The sequence below is a fragment of the Gordonia sp. Swx-4 genome (genome assembly GCF_030316175.1).
Taxonomy (GTDB): Bacteria; Actinomycetota; Actinomycetes; order Mycobacteriales; family Mycobacteriaceae; genus Gordonia; species Gordonia alkanivorans.
Genome location: NZ_CP128197.1, coordinates 2,282,888 through 2,298,966 on the forward strand (window position 1 = coordinate 2,282,888; position 16,079 = coordinate 2,298,966).

General features: G+C 69.6%; 11 protein-coding genes. 9 read left to right on the plus strand and 2 right to left on the minus strand.

Going from position 1 to position 16,079, the window contains the following annotated elements:
* The first annotated feature begins 23 nt into the window (after window positions 1-23).
* The 5 genes from PWF70_RS10300 to PWF70_RS10320 are packed head-to-tail and all read left to right on the plus strand — an operon-like array spanning window position 24 to window position 4,288.
* Window positions 24-413 carry an urease subunit beta gene (locus tag PWF70_RS10300; RefSeq protein WP_006360920.1) on the plus strand — a complete coding sequence of 130 codons (390 nt, stop codon included), beginning with the start codon at window positions 24-26 and terminating at the stop codon, window positions 411-413.
* Window position 414: 1 nt separating this feature from the next.
* On the plus strand, window positions 415-2,133 hold the full coding sequence (locus PWF70_RS10305; protein ID WP_006360921.1) for an urease subunit alpha: 1,719 nt from the start codon (window positions 415-417) through the stop codon (window positions 2,131-2,133).
* Entirely contained in the window at window positions 2,133-2,807 is a 675-nt protein-coding gene (locus PWF70_RS10310) for an urease accessory protein UreF (RefSeq protein WP_040004408.1), read from the plus strand. Before PWF70_RS10305 ends, PWF70_RS10310 begins: the two co-directional genes overlap by 1 nt.
* A gap of 48 nt (window positions 2,808-2,855) precedes the next feature.
* Entirely contained in the window at window positions 2,856-3,542 is a 687-nt protein-coding gene (gene ureG / locus PWF70_RS10315; RefSeq protein ID WP_006360923.1) for an urease accessory protein UreG, read from the plus strand.
* A gap of 2 nt (window positions 3,543-3,544) precedes the next feature.
* Window positions 3,545-4,288 (plus strand): urease accessory protein UreD, encoded by a 744-nt coding sequence (locus PWF70_RS10320; protein ID WP_280088795.1) that lies wholly within the window; start codon window positions 3,545-3,547, stop codon window positions 4,286-4,288.
* Between the two features lie 36 nt (window positions 4,289-4,324).
* Here the strand turns inward: PWF70_RS10320 and PWF70_RS10325 are convergent, their stop codons facing one another.
* Window positions 4,325-5,848 carry an NAD(P)/FAD-dependent oxidoreductase gene (locus PWF70_RS10325; RefSeq protein ID WP_155225235.1) on the minus strand — a complete coding sequence of 508 codons (1,524 nt, stop codon included), beginning with the start codon at window positions 5,846-5,848 and terminating at the stop codon, window positions 4,325-4,327.
* 216 nt (window positions 5,849-6,064) lie between these two features.
* Window positions 6,065-6,673: a GNAT family N-acetyltransferase gene (locus tag PWF70_RS10330; protein ID WP_006360926.1), complete on the minus strand. Its 609-nt coding sequence runs from the start codon at window positions 6,671-6,673 to the stop codon at window positions 6,065-6,067.
* A 167-nt stretch (window positions 6,674-6,840) separates the two neighbouring features.
* Here PWF70_RS10330 and PWF70_RS10335 point away from each other — a divergent pair, with 167 nt between their 5' ends.
* Genes PWF70_RS10335 through recD form a run of 4 tightly spaced genes read left to right on the plus strand, consistent with a single transcriptional unit; the run spans window position 6,841 to window position 16,078 of the window.
* Window positions 6,841-7,317, plus strand: coding sequence for an acyl-CoA thioesterase (locus PWF70_RS10335; RefSeq protein WP_006360927.1), 477 nt, complete (start codon window positions 6,841-6,843; stop codon window positions 7,315-7,317).
* Window positions 7,318-7,326: 9 nt separating this feature from the next.
* Complete coding sequence (gene recC, locus PWF70_RS10340; RefSeq protein WP_286352947.1) at window positions 7,327-10,761, plus strand: exodeoxyribonuclease V subunit gamma; 3,435 nt, start codon at window positions 7,327-7,329, stop codon at window positions 10,759-10,761.
* Complete coding sequence (locus PWF70_RS10345; protein WP_006360930.1) at window positions 10,758-14,207, plus strand: UvrD-helicase domain-containing protein; 3,450 nt, start codon at window positions 10,758-10,760, stop codon at window positions 14,205-14,207. The genes recC and PWF70_RS10345 overlap by 4 nt, the downstream gene beginning before the upstream one ends.
* Window positions 14,204-16,078, plus strand: a complete 1,875-nt coding sequence (gene recD / locus PWF70_RS10350) for an exodeoxyribonuclease V subunit alpha (protein ID WP_006360931.1) — start codon at window positions 14,204-14,206, stop codon at window positions 16,076-16,078. Before PWF70_RS10345 ends, recD begins: the two co-directional genes overlap by 4 nt.
* The last annotated feature ends 1 nt before the right edge of the window (window position 16,079 follow it).

Genomic DNA, 16,079 nt, shown 5'->3' on the forward strand with positions numbered 1-16,079 from the left:
CCAGCTGTCGAAGAGAGGCCGAGATGTCGGCTACGCCACCCACTGCCACACGCTCCTCGCTCGTCCCGGGCGAGGTGATCCCCGCCGAGGGCACGATCGAGTTGAACGCCGGCGCGGACGTCGTCGAGTTGAGCGTCGTCAACTCCGGTGATCGCCCGGTGCAGGTCGGCAGCCACGTCCACTTCCCTCAGTCCAACGCCGCCCTCGACTTCGATCGCGCGCTCGCGCACGGACGGCGCCTCGACATCCCGGCCGGCACCGCCGTGCGGTTCGAGCCGGGGATCGAGATGACCGTGGGTCTCGTCCCGCTCGGGGGAACCCGTGAGGTGTACGGGATCTCGATGGATCCGCCGGGTGAATGCGGGCCGGTGGGCTCGCCGGCGCGCACGACCGACGCCGACGGGAGCAAGTGACATGGCGACACTCGGACGCGACCGCTACGCGCAGCTCTTCGGTCCGACGACCGGCGACCGGATCCGACTCGCCGACACCGATCTGCTCATCGAGGTCACCGACGACCTCTCGGGCGGACCCGGCCGTGCGGGCGAGGAGGCGGTCTTCGGCGGCGGCAAGGTGATCCGTGAGTCGATGGGCCAGAGCCGGGCGACCCGCGCCGACGGGGCGCCCGACACGATCATCACCGGCGTCGTCATTCTCGATCACTGGGGAATCATCAAGGCGGACCTGGGAATCCGCGGCGGACGCATCGTCGCGATGGGCAAGGCCGGCAACCCCGACACGATGGACGGCATCCACCCCGACCTCGTCATCGGACCGTCGACCGAGATCATCGCCGGCAACGGCAAGATCGTCACCGCCGGCGCCATCGACTGCCACGTGCACTTCATCTGCCCGCAGATCATGGACGAGGCACTCGGCAACGGCATCACGACGCTGATCGGCGGCGGTACCGGTCCGGCCGAGGGCAGCAAGGCGACCACCGTCACGCCGGGCGCCTGGCACCTCGCGTCGATCCTCGCCGCGACCGACCACTGGCCGATGAACATCGCCCTGCTGGGCAAGGGCAACACGGTCAGCGCCGCGGCCATGCACGAGCAGATCCGCGCGGGCGCTTCGGGTTTCAAGTTGCACGAGGACTGGGGGAGCACCCCCGCCGCGATCGACGCGTGCCTGCGGGTCGCCGACGAGACCGGGGTGCAGGTCGCACTCCACTCCGACACCCTGAACGAGGCGGGCTTCGTGGAGAGCACGCTCGGCGCGATCGCCGGCCGCAGCATCCACGCGTACCACACCGAAGGTGCCGGCGGCGGCCACGCGCCCGACATCATCACGGTCGCGGCATATCCCAATGTGCTTCCGTCGTCGACGAATCCGACGCGACCGCACACCGTGAACACCCTCGACGAACACCTCGACATGCTGATGGTGTGCCACCACCTCAACCCGACGGTGCCGGAGGACCTGGCCTTCGCGGAGAGCCGGATCCGGCCGTCGACCATCGCCGCCGAGGACCTGCTCCACGACCTCGGTGCGATCTCGATGATCGGCTCGGACTCGCAGGCGATGGGACGCATCGGCGAGGTGGTCCTGCGCACCTGGCAGACCGCACACGTCATGAAGCGCAAGCGCGGTGCGCTTCCTGGTGACGGTCGCGCCGACAACAACCGGGCCCGGCGGTACATCGCCAAGTACACGATCTGCCCGGCCGTCGCGCACGGCTTCGACGACGAGATCGGGTCAGTCGAGGTCGGCAAGCTGGCCGACCTGGTCCTCTGGGATCCGGCATTCTTCGGCGTCCGGCCCGATCTGGTGATCAAGGGCGGCGCGATCGCGTGGGCCGCGATGGGCGACGCGAACGCGTCGATCCCCACCCCGCAACCGGTCCTGCCTCGCCCGATGTTCGGTGCCGCACCGAAACTGGCGGCCGCGACATCGGTGAGTTTCGTCGCCCCCGGCGCGGACCCCGACCTCGCCGAACGGATCGGCGTCGATCGTCGTCTGGTCCCGGTCAAGAACACCCGAGGCGTCGGCAAGGCCGACATGGTGAACAACGACGCGTGCCCGACGATCGAGGTCGACCCCGACACGTTCACGGTGAAGGTCGACGGCGAGGTGTGGGATGCCGAACCGGTGTCCGAACTCCCGATGGCACAGCGGTATTTCCTGTTCTGATGTCCGACCGTCCGGAACCGCCGCCGTCCTCGCCCGCGCCCGCCCCGTTGGCGATGATGTTGTCGCTGGCGGACTCCCGGCTGCCGGTCGGCGGGCACGTGCACTCCGGTGGTGTCGAGCAGGCGATTGCCGACGGATTCATCCGTACGGCAGCCGATCTCGCCGACTTCCTGTACCGCCGCGTGACGACGAGCGGTCTCGTCGCGGCATCGGTCGCCGCCGCGGTCGCCGACGGCGTGATCGAAGTCGGCGCGGCGCAACGAGAGATGGACGCCCGCACCCCGTCGGCCGCGGCCCGGAAGGCCTCGCTCGCGCAGGGTCGCGGGATGGTCCGGCTCGCGCGCCGGATGTTCCCCGACCACGACTGGTCGGCGCATCGGCCGACGACACATCTGCCGGTGATCAGCGGATCGATCGGCGCGGCGTCGTCGCTGTCCGGATTCCACACCGCACTGGTCCTCGTGTACACGACGATGAGCGGGTCGGCGACCGCCGGCCAGCGCCTGCTCGCCCTGGACCCGGCGGATGTGTCGATCATGATCGCCGATCTCGGCGCCGAATGTGAACGCGTCGCGGCCGAGGCGGCGGTGGGCCTCGCCGATACGTCGGACCCGGTCCTCGACATCTTCGCCGAACGTCATGAGCGGCAACCGATGCCGCTCTTCATGTCCTGAACTACCCGCAGGTACCTGACTTGTGGGTCCGACCAAGAGGAGTCAACGATGCCCCCGCATCTCATCGACGGGCAGCCCCACAGCCACGACCACGACCGGCCCCGCCGGAAGCGTGAACCCGGTGAGGCGCTGCGCATCGGCGTCGGCGGTCCCGTCGGGTCCGGCAAGACCGCCCTCGTCGCGGCACTCTGCCGCCAGCTGCGCGACGAGCTGTCGGTGGCCGTGCTGACCAACGACATCTACACCACCGAGGATGCGGACTTCCTCCGCCGCAACGCGGTTCTGCCCGACGAGCGGATCACCGCCGTGCAGACCGGCGGATGCCCGCACACCGCGATCCGCGACGACATCACCGCGAACCTCGATGCCATCGACGACCTCGTCGAGGCGAACCCGCCGCTCGACCTCATTCTGGTCGAGTCCGGTGGTGACAACCTCACCGCGACGTTCTCGACGGGCCTCATCGACGTCCAGATCTTCGTGATCGACGTGGCCGGCGGCGACAAGGTCCCGCGCAAGGGCGGTCCGGGCGTCACCTTCTCGGATCTGCTGGTGATCAACAAGACCGATCTCGCCGAGCGCGTCAACGCCGACCTCGGGGTCATGCGTCGCGATGCCGACAAGGTTCGCGAGGGGCGTCCGACGGCGATGATCTCGCTGACCGACGATCCGGCGGCGACCGATGTGCTGGCCTGGGTGCGCGAGCAGCTTGCCGCGCCCGTGACGGCCAGGTAGCGATGCGCACCGACGTCGAGATCGTTGCGACCGCCGACCGCGGTGTGCGGCACCGCGCGACGGGTGGTCTCGCCGTCCGGGTGACCTCACCCGGCCACGCCCAGCTGATCGGCACCGCGGCCACACCGCTGGGTGGTGACGAGATCGTGGTCCGCATTCGCGTGGAGCCCGGAGCGCATTTGAGCGTCGGCAGTGTCGCCGCCACGATCGCCCTGCCCGCACGAGACCGCCTGGACTCCCGGGCGAGATGGGAGATCGAGGTGGGTGCGGGTGGCCGCCTGCGCCTCGATCCGCAACCGACGGTGGTCGCCGGCGGCGCGATCCACACCTCGGACATCGTCGCCGCCCTCGATCCGTCCGCGGTCCTCGATCTGTACGAACACGTCCAGATCGGCCGATCCGTGCAGATAGACGGGGCGACCACCACGGATCTCGACCGGATCGAGCGCGACCGCACCGGCGCCTGGACCGGAGGTCTACGGGTGACGGTCGGCGGAGAGGTGTGGCTGGCACATCGCGTGGCGCTGGGCGCGTCGACACCGGCCGCCGCGATCGGCCATCGTGCGATGAGCAGTGTCTTCCGCTATCCGGACGATCGCGCCGAGGACGTGCACCCGAGCGAGTTCGCGGCCCGCCTACGGCTGGTCGGCGAAGCGACCCTCACCAGTGCGCTCGGCTCGTCGGTGACGGCCACTCGCCGCCTCACCGATGCCCTCGACGCAACAGCGCTGGTCCCCAGCGGATAGGGAACCAGCGCTGTTGCGGGTCTGCCGGTCTCGGCGTCAGCTGGCCGCTTCGGACTGCTTGCCCACAGCGTCCTTGCCTTCTGTCGGTACCGATCCCGAGGCGTCGGTGGCCTTCGAGTCGACCGTTCCGGAGTCGGTCTCGGCGGCCTCGGCGTCGGGTCCGCCGCCGTTGCCTTCTGCGGCCTGCTTCTCCAGCGCCGACAACTGTCCGATCGCGGTGCGCGCGTACACCTGCTGTTCGGTGACGGCGAGCTGTGAACGGCCTCGGGTGGTGAAGGCGAAGAACCAGTTGATCAGTGTGTTCAGTCGGTTGCGGAACCCGACGAGGTACACGAGGTGCAGCGCGAGCCAGCCGAGCCACGCGAAGTAGCCCTCGGTCTCGAAGGGCTTCTTGAAGCCCGGGACCGGAACCTGCATCACCGCGGAGTACCGCGAGATGGTGGCCATCGAACCCTTGTCCCAGTAGCTGAACGGCTTGCGCTGGTCCGGCGTCTGGCCCTTCAGCTCGGCCTTGATCGCGTCCGCGGCGTAGCGGCCGCCCTGGATGGCGCCCTGCGCGACACCGGGCACGCCGTCGACGGCCATCATGTCGCCGACGACGAAGACCTCGGGGTGACCCGGGATCGTCAGATCCGGTCCGACCTTCACGCGGCCGGCGCGGTCGAGTTCGACGCCGGACTGTTCGGCGAGCTGCTGGCCGAGCGGGCTGGCCTGCACACCGGCCGACCACACCTTGCACTGCGACTCGATGCGACGGGTGGTGCCGTCCTTCTCCTTGACGACTAAGCCGTCGTAGTCGACGTCGACGACCATCGCGTTGAGCTGGATCTCCACGCCCATCTTCTCCAGGCGGGCTGCGGCCTTGCCGCCGAGCTTCGGCCCGAACGGCGGCAGCACTGCCGGGGCGGCGTCGAGGAGGATGACCCGCGCCTCGGTCGGATCGATGTTGCGGAACGCGCCCTTGAGGGTCTTGTCGCTCATCTCGGCGATCTGGCCGGCGAGCTCGACACCGGTCGGTCCCGCACCGACGACCACGAAGGTGAGCAGCTTGGCGCGCTCGGCGGGGTCGTGGGACAGCTCGGCCTGCTCGAAGGCGCCGAGGATACGGCCGCGCAGTTCGAGGGCGTGGTCGATGGTCTTCATACCCGGCGCGTACTCGGCGAAGTGGTCGTTGCCGAAGTACGACTGATCGGCGCCGGCCGCGACGATCAGGTCGTCGTACGGCGTGACCGTGATGCGCTCGAGGAGTCGCGAGGAGACCGTCTTGGCCTCGAGGTCGATGTCGAAGACGTCGCCCATGAGTACCGAGGTGTTCTTCTGCTTGCGCAGGACGACGCGGGTCGCCGGGGCGATCTCACCCTCGGCGACGATGCCCGTCGCGACCTGGTAGAGCATCGGCTGGAAGAGATGGTGGGTGGTCTTGGCGATCAGCGTCACGTCGACGTCGGCCTTCGCCAGACGCTGGGCGGCGAACAATCCGCCGAAGCCGGAGCCGATGATGACCACTTTCCTGCGGTCGGTGGCCGCTACAGCGGGGGCCTGGACGGCGGGGCTGCTCATCTCCAGACATCTCCTTCTCGCTCGATGGGGGACGGTTTGTGCTTCGGTACCGTGTGGATTCGTGTCGTGACGTGGCCGAACCACGTGACGGGGATCGAGGCAAAACCGTACTTGCCCACAACGGTAGTCAATGATGCGCGACCGGGCGCGACCAGGACGGCGTGGCGCGACGCCCTGAGCGCGGTCACGGCCGTGCGGACGGTGTCGCCACAGGGGTCAGGCTGTCAGATCGCTGGCCGATGACCAGCGCAGAGATCGTCGCTGCCACTCGGTCTTGAGGATCTGGTACTCGACCTCGTACCGGTCGGGACCGAGATGGAGCGGATGCGTGGGCATGCCTGCTCCAACGGTTTCCTCGCCCACGTGGATTCCCGACAGCGTCATGCCGAGTTTCTCCATGACGCGCCGCGAGGGCATGTTGCCCGCGACGGTGCCGGCGAAGACGCGTTCGGTGTCGAGATGGTCGAAGGCGAATGCCATCAGGGCGAATGCGGCCTCGGTGGCCAGGCCGCGTCCCCAGACCGTCCGGCGGATGCGGTAGCTGAGTTCGAGTTCGGGGCGTCGGCTGTGACGCGGAGTACGCAGCGACGCCCAGCCGAGGAATGCGTCGGTGGCGGGATCGCAGAGCACCCAGGTGCCGGTCCCGTACATCCGGCGCTCGGACTCGGCCCGGGGCACCACCCAGTCCTCGATGACCGCCCGGGGGGTCGGGGTGCCGCCGCTGACGAAACGCATGACCTCGGGATCGCTGTCGAGGTGGACGAGGTCGTCGATGTCCATCGCAGACACCGGGCGCAGACGTGCCCGTGCCGTGTCGATGTTCACCCGAGGCCCCTCACTGCCCGACTTGAGCCCGCGAATCGCGCGGACGCACCGTGGCGGAGACGCGGGCGGCGACTGCCTGCCTGCGCATCTCTGCCGTTTCCCCGGAGGCGAGTCTACGGTCTCGACACGGTCGGTACCGCAGTACGCAGCGGGCGTGTCCCGCCGTTATGGTTGCTGCCGTGGCCTCTGAACGATCTGCACCGGACTATGTCCTCGAGATCCCCGTCCATCTCCGATGGGGCGACATGGACATCAACAATCACATCAACAACGTGCAGATCTCCCGCCTCTTCGAGGAGGCGCGTGTGCGTTCCTTCCACGAGTGGATTCCCGACGGGCCGCGGAACTTCTCCTTCCTCGTGGCACGCCAGGACATCGAGTTCTCCGCACCCGTCCACTACTCGACCCACCCCGTGACCGTGCGTTCGTGCATCGGGCGGGTCGGTCGATCGTCGTTCACGATGGCGCTGCGCCTGTTCGACAAGGAGGGCGTCCTCTGCGCGACGGCGGAGACGACGCTGGTGGTCGTCGACCCGGCGGTGGGCCGGCCGACGCCGATTCCGGATCAGCTGCGGGAGGTCCTCCTCAACAGCCTGGGCGAACCGGTGAAGTTCCATTCGGCACGCGCGAACACCGCCGGCTGACCGAGCCTGGTGCTGATCCTTCATCGCGCCGAGCGCACCGACACCCTGGCCGACACGTTGGCCGAGGTGCTGGCCACGCCGCTCGACGATCCGATGCGTACCGAGATCATCTCGGTACCGGCGGCCGGTGTCGAACGCTGGCTCGCCCAGCACCTCGCCCGCCGGCTCGGTTCCGGTCCCGAGCTGTCCGACGGCATCGCGGCCAACATCGATTTCACCGGTCCGGGACGGCTGTCGGACGCGATCTCGGCGGCGGTCCTCACCGGTGACCGCTTCGCGACCGACACCCCGTTGTCGACCGGGAATCCCTGGCGCGCTGCGGAATTGACCTGGCCGGTGCTCCGAGTCCTCGATGAACGGATCGATGACCCCGAGCTGACGGTGATCGCCCGTCACGTCGGTGCGGGCGACGACGCGTCACCCCGGATCGGCCGCCGTTACGCGACCGCGCGACATCTGGCCGAGCTCTTCGAGCGATACGGACGATCCCGTCCGTCGATGATCGCCGGCTGGGCGGCGGGCGACGATCTCGACGGGGCGGGTGGGCCGCTGCGGGACGACCTGGCCTGGCAGGCGGGGTTCTGGCGTGCGGTGCGAGCCGAGATCGGACAGCCCCATCCGGCCGAGGTCCTGGGCGAGGTGTGTGACCGTCTACGGTCCGACCCCGGGGTCGCCGACCTTCCCGACCGCTTCTCGGTGTTCGGCCCCACGCGGATCACCGAGTCGTTCCGGAACATCATCTCCGCGGTGAGCGTGCACCACGACGTCCATCTGTTCGTCCCGCACGCGAGTCCCCGTCTGTGGGAAGAACTCCGAGCCGCCGCCGGGGGAGAGTCCGCCGGGGGAGCGGTCGGCGTGAGCGTCCCGCCGCGCCGGCGCGAACGTCCGGTTCCCGAACTCCGGAACCCGTTGCTGGCCGGGCTGTCCCGCGACCTCCAGGAACTCCAGCTGCGGCTGGGCGACGTCGTCGACCGCGACGTCCGTCATCAGCCGAGCACGCCGCTGCCCGACACGTTGCTCGGTGCTCTCCAGTCGGGTATCCGCGACGACGCCGACCCCGGCGCGGCACCGTCTGCCGAACTCACCGACGACGGGTCGGTCGAGGTCCACGCGTGCCACGGTCCCGAACGGCAGATCGAGGTGCTGCGCGACCGGTTGCTGCACCTCTTCGCCGACGACCCGACCCTCGAACCCCGCGACGTCCTGATCATGTGCCCCGACGTCGAGACCTTCGCGCCGTTGATCCGGGGTGCCTTCGGACAGGCCGGGTTGCCGCACCCCGCCTTCGATCTCCGGGTTCGCCTCGCCGATCGCGGTGTGCGTCACGTGAACCCGGTCATCGACACCGTCGTCGGCGTGGTCGAACTCGCGGCCGGCCGGGTCACCGCGGGCGACGTCCTCGATCTGCTCGGGACCGAACCCGTCCGGACGCGGTTCGCGATGACCGACGACGACCTGGACCTGGTCCGGGAATGGTTGGGCCACAGCAATGTCCGCTGGGGACTCGGCACGGCCGAACGTGCCCGGTTCGGTCTCGAACGTTTCCGCCAGGGCACCTTCGACGCCGGTCTCGACCGCATCGCGCTCGGGGTGGTCGCCGAGGAGACCGACGACGAATGGCTCGGCACCGCACTACCTCTCGCGGGTGTGGAGAGCACCGGTATCGACCTGGTCGGCCGGCTCGACGAGTTCCTCGATCGCCTCGGGCGCGTACTCGCGGAGCTGACCACGACCGCACCCGCTCATCGGTGGGCCGAGACGCTCGTCGAGGCGGTCGGGTCGCTCACCGCGACCGCACCCGCCGACGACTGGCAACGCGCACAGGCCATCCGGATGCTCGAGGACGCTTTCGGCACCACCGAGGAGGTACTTCGTCCCGCCGACGTGCGCGACCTGCTGTCCGCCCTGATCGCGGGACGTCCCACCCGGTCGAACTTCCGGACCGGTGAGCTCACCGTGTGCACGATGGTCCCGATGCGTTCGGTGCCCCACCGCGTCATCGTGCTGCTCGGTATCGATGCCGAGGTGTTCCCGCGCGTACAGCGCATCGACGGGGACGACGTGCTCGGCGTCGATCCGCTCGTAGGGGAACGTAATCCGCGGGACGAGGACCGGCAATGCTTCCTCGACGCGATCGGCGCGGCGCGGGACAATCTGCTCGTCTTCTACAGCGGTGCCGACCCCGTGTCGGGCCGGCACATCCCACCCGCCGTGGTGGTCAGCGAACTGATCGACATCCTCGACGGTCTCACCGGCCCGGACCGGCCGACGATCGTGCGGCGACATTCCCTGCACGGCTTCGACGCCCGCAACTTCATCGACGGCGGCGTCCCCGGCATCGCCGGACCGTTCAGCCACGACGCGTCATTGCTCGCGGGGGCCAAGGCCCTGCGCGGACCGGCCGACCCGGTCGTTCCCGCCGCCCGGGAGGCCCTCCCCGCGCCCGAACCGACGCCCGAGCTCGCCGACATCGACCTCGCGTCGCTCATCGACTTCCACGTCGACCCGATCACCGCTTTCGTCCGCCAACGGCTGGGCGCCCGGATTCCCGACGACGAGACACCGCACGACGACCAGCTCGACGTCGAGCTCGACCCGCTCGACAAGTGGGGGATCGGCGACCGTTTCCTCACCCGGATGCTGTCGGGTGTGCCCCTCGGCGACTGTGAGGCCGCCGAACTCCGTCGGGGCACGTTGCCGCCCTTCGCCTTCGGCACCCGCGAACTGCAGGCCATCTCGCGTGCGGTCACCCGGCTGCACGGCGTCGTCGCACCGCTGCGTCCGGGATCGCCGGAGACCCTCGACATCCTCGTCACACTGCCGGACGGGCGACGCGTGCACGGTACGGTCGGCGACGTCTTCACCGGCGACGGACAGGCCCGCCTCGTCCGCGCCACGTACTCGCGCCTCAAGGCCAAACAGCAGCTGAGCGCCTGGATCACGTTGCTCGCCGTCGCGGCGGCCGCGACCCAGGGCAATGCCGGCGCGGCACGGGTCGGTTCCGCGGTGTCGGTCGGTCGCGCAGCCCGAGGGGGCGGGACCACCACGCTCACGCTCCGGCGCCCGGAGGATCCGGTACCGCTGCTCGATCAGCTCGTGAGGCTGCGGGACGAGGGTCTGCGCCGCCCGCTGCCGCTGCCGCTGGAACCGGCGTTCACCTTCGTCGACAACGACGGGCCCGGTCGACGGAGCCACTGGGCACTGAACAGTGCGCGCAAGGTCTTCGACGACACCTTCGGTCCTCGCCACGACCGGTACCTCAAGCTCGCCTTCGGCGGCGATGTCCTGGCCGACGTCGAGTTCGACGTCCTGCTCGAGGAGCCGGCACCGGCCGACCGCGTCCTCGGCGGGGTGGAACTCGCTCTGGCAGAGGACGAACCGCTGTTCACCGGGCTGGCCCGCGCGGTCTGGGTTCCCGTCGGCCAACACCGGGAGGGCACATGAGACGCCCGGAACCCTTCGACATCACCGCCGGACTGCCGGAGCACACGACGGTTCTGGAGGCGAGTGCCGGGACGGGGAAGACCTATGCGATCGTCGGGCTCGCGGCCCGGTATCTCGCCGACGGCGTACCGATCTCGGAGATGCTGCTCGTCACCTTCAGCCGGGCGGCGACCGCCGAACTCCGGGAACGGATGCGCGCCCGTGTGCGTGAACTGCTCGACGTCCTCGCCGATCCCGCCGAGGTCCTGTCCGGGCCCGCGCAGGCCGACGACGACGCACTGCTGCGACAGCTGGCGAGCGGCACACCGGAGGAGGTCCGCACGCGCCGCGGGAACCTCGCCCGCGCACTGAGCGACTTCGACGCCTCGACGATCGCCACCACGCACACGTTCTGCAACCGGATGCTGGAGGCACTGGGCTTCCTCGGCGAACGAGAGCTCGTCCACTCCATCGTCGAAGAAGTCGATGAACTCACCGAGGAGGTCGCGCTCGACCTCTACCTGCGCGGCTTCTGGGCCAGTGACTCACCGGAGTTCAGCTTCGCCGAGGCACGGGAGATCGCGCGCGACGCCGTCCGCCAGGCGTCGGTGGCACTCGCCCCGGACGAGCGCGCACTCGCCGACGGGCCGGCCGCGGACCATGTCGCCGCGCGCCGGGTGAGCTTCGCCAAGGCGGTCCGGCAGCACGTCGAGACCCGCAAGCGGGATGCCCGCGTGCGCACGTACGACGACCTCCAGGCGATCCTGCACCGGATCGTCAACGACGACGTGGTCGGCGACCGTGCGTGCCAACGGATTCGCGACACCTTCTCCGTGGTGCTCGTCGACGAGTTCCAGGACACCGATCCGCTGCAGTGGGACATCCTCCGCCGCTGTTTCCACGGCCATCGTCGGATGATCCTCGTCGGCGACCCGAAGCAGTCGATCTACGGATTCCGTGGTGCCGAGGTGCTCAGCTACCTCGCCGCGGTGTCGTCCGCCGACACGCTGAAAGCGCTCGACGTCAACCGCCGCTCTGACGGTGCACTCGTGGGAGCCCTTCAGCACCTGTACGGCGAAGCGACACTAGGGCATCCGGACATCGTGGCGCGCCCGGTCCAGGCCGCCTTCGCCGGCAGCCGGCTCGAAGGCCGTCCACCGTTCCGACTCCGGGCGTTCCTGCGCCGGGATTTCGGCGCCCTCAACTCGTTCAACCTCCCGGGCGTCAAGGAGGTGCGGTCACGCATCGCCGCCGACGTCGCCGACGACATCGCCAACGTCCTGGCCGTGGGCGACCATATCGACCTGAACGGTGTGTCCCGGCCGGTCGACCCCGGCGACATCGCGGTCCTCGTGCGCCTCAACAGCACCATCGAACCGCTGCAGCGGGAGCTCGCCGAACGCGGCATCAACTCGGTGATCGGGTCGGGTGTCAACGTCTTCTCGACATCGGCTGCCCAGCAATGGCTGTGGGTGCTGCGTGCCGTCGAACAACCGTCCCGTCCGGACCGGGTGCGCATGGCCGCCCTGACCGCCCTCTTCGGGTGGTCCACCGCACGGGTGGCGACCGCCGCCGAGCCGGAGGTCGCCTCGCTCGGTGCCGAACTGTCCATGCTCGCCCGGGTTTTCGCGCAGGGCGGATTCGCCGCGATGGCCCAGCGCCTGTTCGACGCGCACGAAGTGGCGGCGCGCGTTCTCACGGTCGAGAACGGCGAACGCACCCTCACCGACCTCATCCAGGTGTCGGCGCTGTGCAACAAACACGTCGTCGAGACCGGTGAAGGGCTGAGCGCACTCGTCGAGTGGCTGACCGAACGGATCACCGACACCTCGTCGCGGCAACGTTACGAGGACCAGAGCCGACGCCTCGACCGCGACACCCAGGCCGTCCAGATCATGACCGTCCACGCGAGCAAGGGGTTGCAGTTCCCGATCGTCTACGTGCCCTACGGGTGGGACGGCACCTGGGTCAACGACCGCGGCAACATCACCTACCACGACGAATCGGGAACCCGTCGGCTCGACGTGGGCGGCCAGCAGGCACCGGACCGGGCCGCGCGACGCCGTCGCTACGCCGACGAGGTCGCGGGCGAGGATCTGCGTCTGCTCTACGTCGCGCTCACCCGCGCCCAGTCACAGGTCGTGGCCTGGTGGGCGCCATCGCGGAACACCACGACCGGACCGCTGCATCGGTTGATCTTCGGTCGCGAGAACGCCATTCGGTCCTCGACGGGGGACCCGGAATGGACGGTCGCCGGAGAGGTGCCGATCCCCGAGGCCGATGCCGACTGTGTGGGCATCATGCGCACCCTCGCCGAGCGGGACCCGTCGATCTCCGTCGAACCGGCCGGCCGACTCGACACGGACACCGTGCCTCCGGCCGCAGGCGACGGAGACAACCCCGCCGCCCTGGACATCGCGCACTTCGACCGTCGGATCGACCAGGACTGGCGTCGCACCTCGTACTCGGCCCTCACCGCCGATGTCGCCCACGGGGCGCACGGTTCACCCGGTGGGCCGTCGACCTCGGTCGTCGAGACCGGCAGCGAACCCGACGACGAGGTGACCGACATCCTCGACGACGAACCCGTCGCACTTCCCGGCGACGTCGCCGAGGATGTTGAAACCGATTCGGCCACAATGCGTCACGGGATGCCATCGCTGATGAACGGTCTGCCGTTCGGTGCGGCCTTCGGAACCCTCGTCCACGAGGTTCTCGAATACGTCGACACCTCGGCGCCCGAGATCGACGCCCATGTCCGCGAGCTCTGTTCGCGAGCACTCGGCGCGCTCGCCGGCGACATCGACCCCGACCGGCTCGTCGCCGCCCTGATCGGTGTGCTCACCACGCCCCTCGGTTTCGGGAATCTCTGGAGCATCGACCCTCGTGATCGCCTGGCCGAACTCGATTTCGAACTGCCGCTCGGCCCTGCGGGCGAGGCGGCATCCGACGGCGGCACGACCCTGGACCGTCTCGCCGACCTGATGGAAGAGCATCTGCCGGAGTCGGACCCGTTGCGCGCTTACGCCGACCACCTGCGTGCGGTGCCGGGCCGCCGCCTCCGCGGATTCCTCACCGGCAGTATCGACTCGGTGCTGAGGATCCCCGACGGCCGCTACGTGATCGTCGACTACAAGACCAACCGCATCCGACCGGGTGACCTGGTGGTGGAGGACTTCGACGCCGAGGCCATGGCGGGCGAGATGATCGCTGCCCACTATCCGCTCCAGGCCATGCTGTATTCGGTTGCGCTGCATCGGTATCTGCGCTGGCGGGTGCCGGACTACGAGCCGGCCCGGCATCTCGGACCGGTGCAGTACCACTTCGTGCGCGGCATGGCCGGGCCCGACACCCCGCCCGGCTGCGGTGTCTTCGAGTGGATGCTGCCCGCCGGGCTCGTCGTCGACCTGTCCGACGCACTGGCCGGTGCGGAGTCGAGCGCCGGTACCGGAGGGAAGATCCGATGAGCACACCCGATGTCCAGCGTGTCGACTCGGCGACGGGCACGCTCGCCGACTGGAACGCCGCGGGCCTTCTCGCCGCTGCGGATCTGCACATCACCGACCGCTTGGTCCGGATGTGTGGCGAATCCGTGTCCGACGACGCCCGTCTCGGTGCGGCTCTCGCCGTTCGCGCCGTCCGCCTCGGCTCCACCTGCCTCGCCCTCGACCGGATCGGGGAGCTGGCGGCGGGGGAGGACACCGCGGAGATCGAGATGCCCTCGCCCGGCGACCTTCTCGACGCGTTGGCGGCGAGTCCGCTCGTCGCCGGGAGCGACGCCGGACCGTTGTGCCCGCTGGTGGTTCGCGACTCGGTCGACGGCCCGCTCGTCTACCTGCAGAAGTACTTCCGGCAGGAACAGACGATTCGGGAGATCCTCGACCGGCGGTCTCGGACCGCACCCTCCGTGGACACGGCGGCACTCCGCGAGGCCATCGCGGCGGTCTACTCCTCGCCCGACGACGGCGCCCTCCAGAAGCTTGCCGCCGCGGTCGCGGCGACCCGCTGGACGACGGTCCTCGCCGGTGGTCCGGGAACGGGCAAGACCTACACCGTCGCCCGTATCCTCGCCGTCCTCGACCGTCTCCAGGGACCCGGCCTCCGCATCGGACTCTGCGCACCCACCGGGCGAGCCGCTGCACAGCTCCAGGCCTCCGTCGAGGCCGAATCCACCCTCCCGGTCACCGCCCACGCGGTCACCCTGCACTCTCTGCTCGGCTGGCGCCCCGGTTCGAATCCCCGGTACGGACGCGGGCGCACCCTGCCGCACGACGTCATCGTCGTCGACGAGACGTCGATGCTGTCGATGACGGCCATGAGCCGGCTGCTCGACGCGGTTCGTCCCGACGCACGGGTCGTGTTCGTCGGCGATCCGCACCAGTTGGCCTCGGTGGAGGCGGGCGCCGTACTGGCCGATCTCGTCGAACGAACCGACGTCCCGGCAACCGCCGAAACAGACGGGTCGCCGACGACACCGACGCAGGCGTTCGACGCCGTGGGCCTCGATCCCGCCGCCGAGGATCTCGATCCCGACGACGTGGCACGCATGGCCGACGGCGTCATCACCCTCCGGCGGCAGTTCCGGTTCGGTGGCGGCATCTCGCAGGTCGCGGCCGCCGTCAACGCCGGCGATCCCGATGCGGTCCTGGAACTGGTCACCTCACCGGAGATCGGCGACGTCGAACTGGTCGCCCCCGACGACCTCGACGGGGTGGCCGGCGACATCCTGTCGTGGGGCCGTGGCCTGCGCACCGCGGCTCGCCGGGGCGACGCGGCGGGAGCCCTGGACGCCCTCGACTCTCACCGGGTCCTGTGTGCGCACCGCGAGGGCTCGTGGGGCGTTCGCGGATGGACGACGCGGATCACCGACTGGCTGGGCACAACCGAGGCCGAACACATGGGTTGGTATGTGGGACAACCCATCCTGGTGACGGCGAACGATCGCCAGACCTCGACCTTCAACGGTGACACCGGTGTCGTCATCGCCGGCCCGGACACGGAGCCGCAGCGCGCGAATCGTCCCGACTCGTCGGATGCGGTCCGGGTGGCGTTCCGGCGCGGCGGTGAGGTCCGGTTGCTTCACCCGACCCAGCTCGCCGACGTGGTGTCGGTCCACGCGATGACGATCCACCGCAGTCAGGGCAGCCAGTTCGATCAGGTGACCGTCGTCCTGCCGCCGGCCGGCTCGGAACTGCTGACCCGCGAGCTCCTCTACACCGCGATCACCCGCGCGCGGAGCCGGGTGCGCATCGTCGGCACCGCCGACGTGCTCACCGCGGCCGTCAACCGACGCGTGCAGCGGGCCAGCGGGTTGCGGTCGACGCTCAGCGCGATCTGAC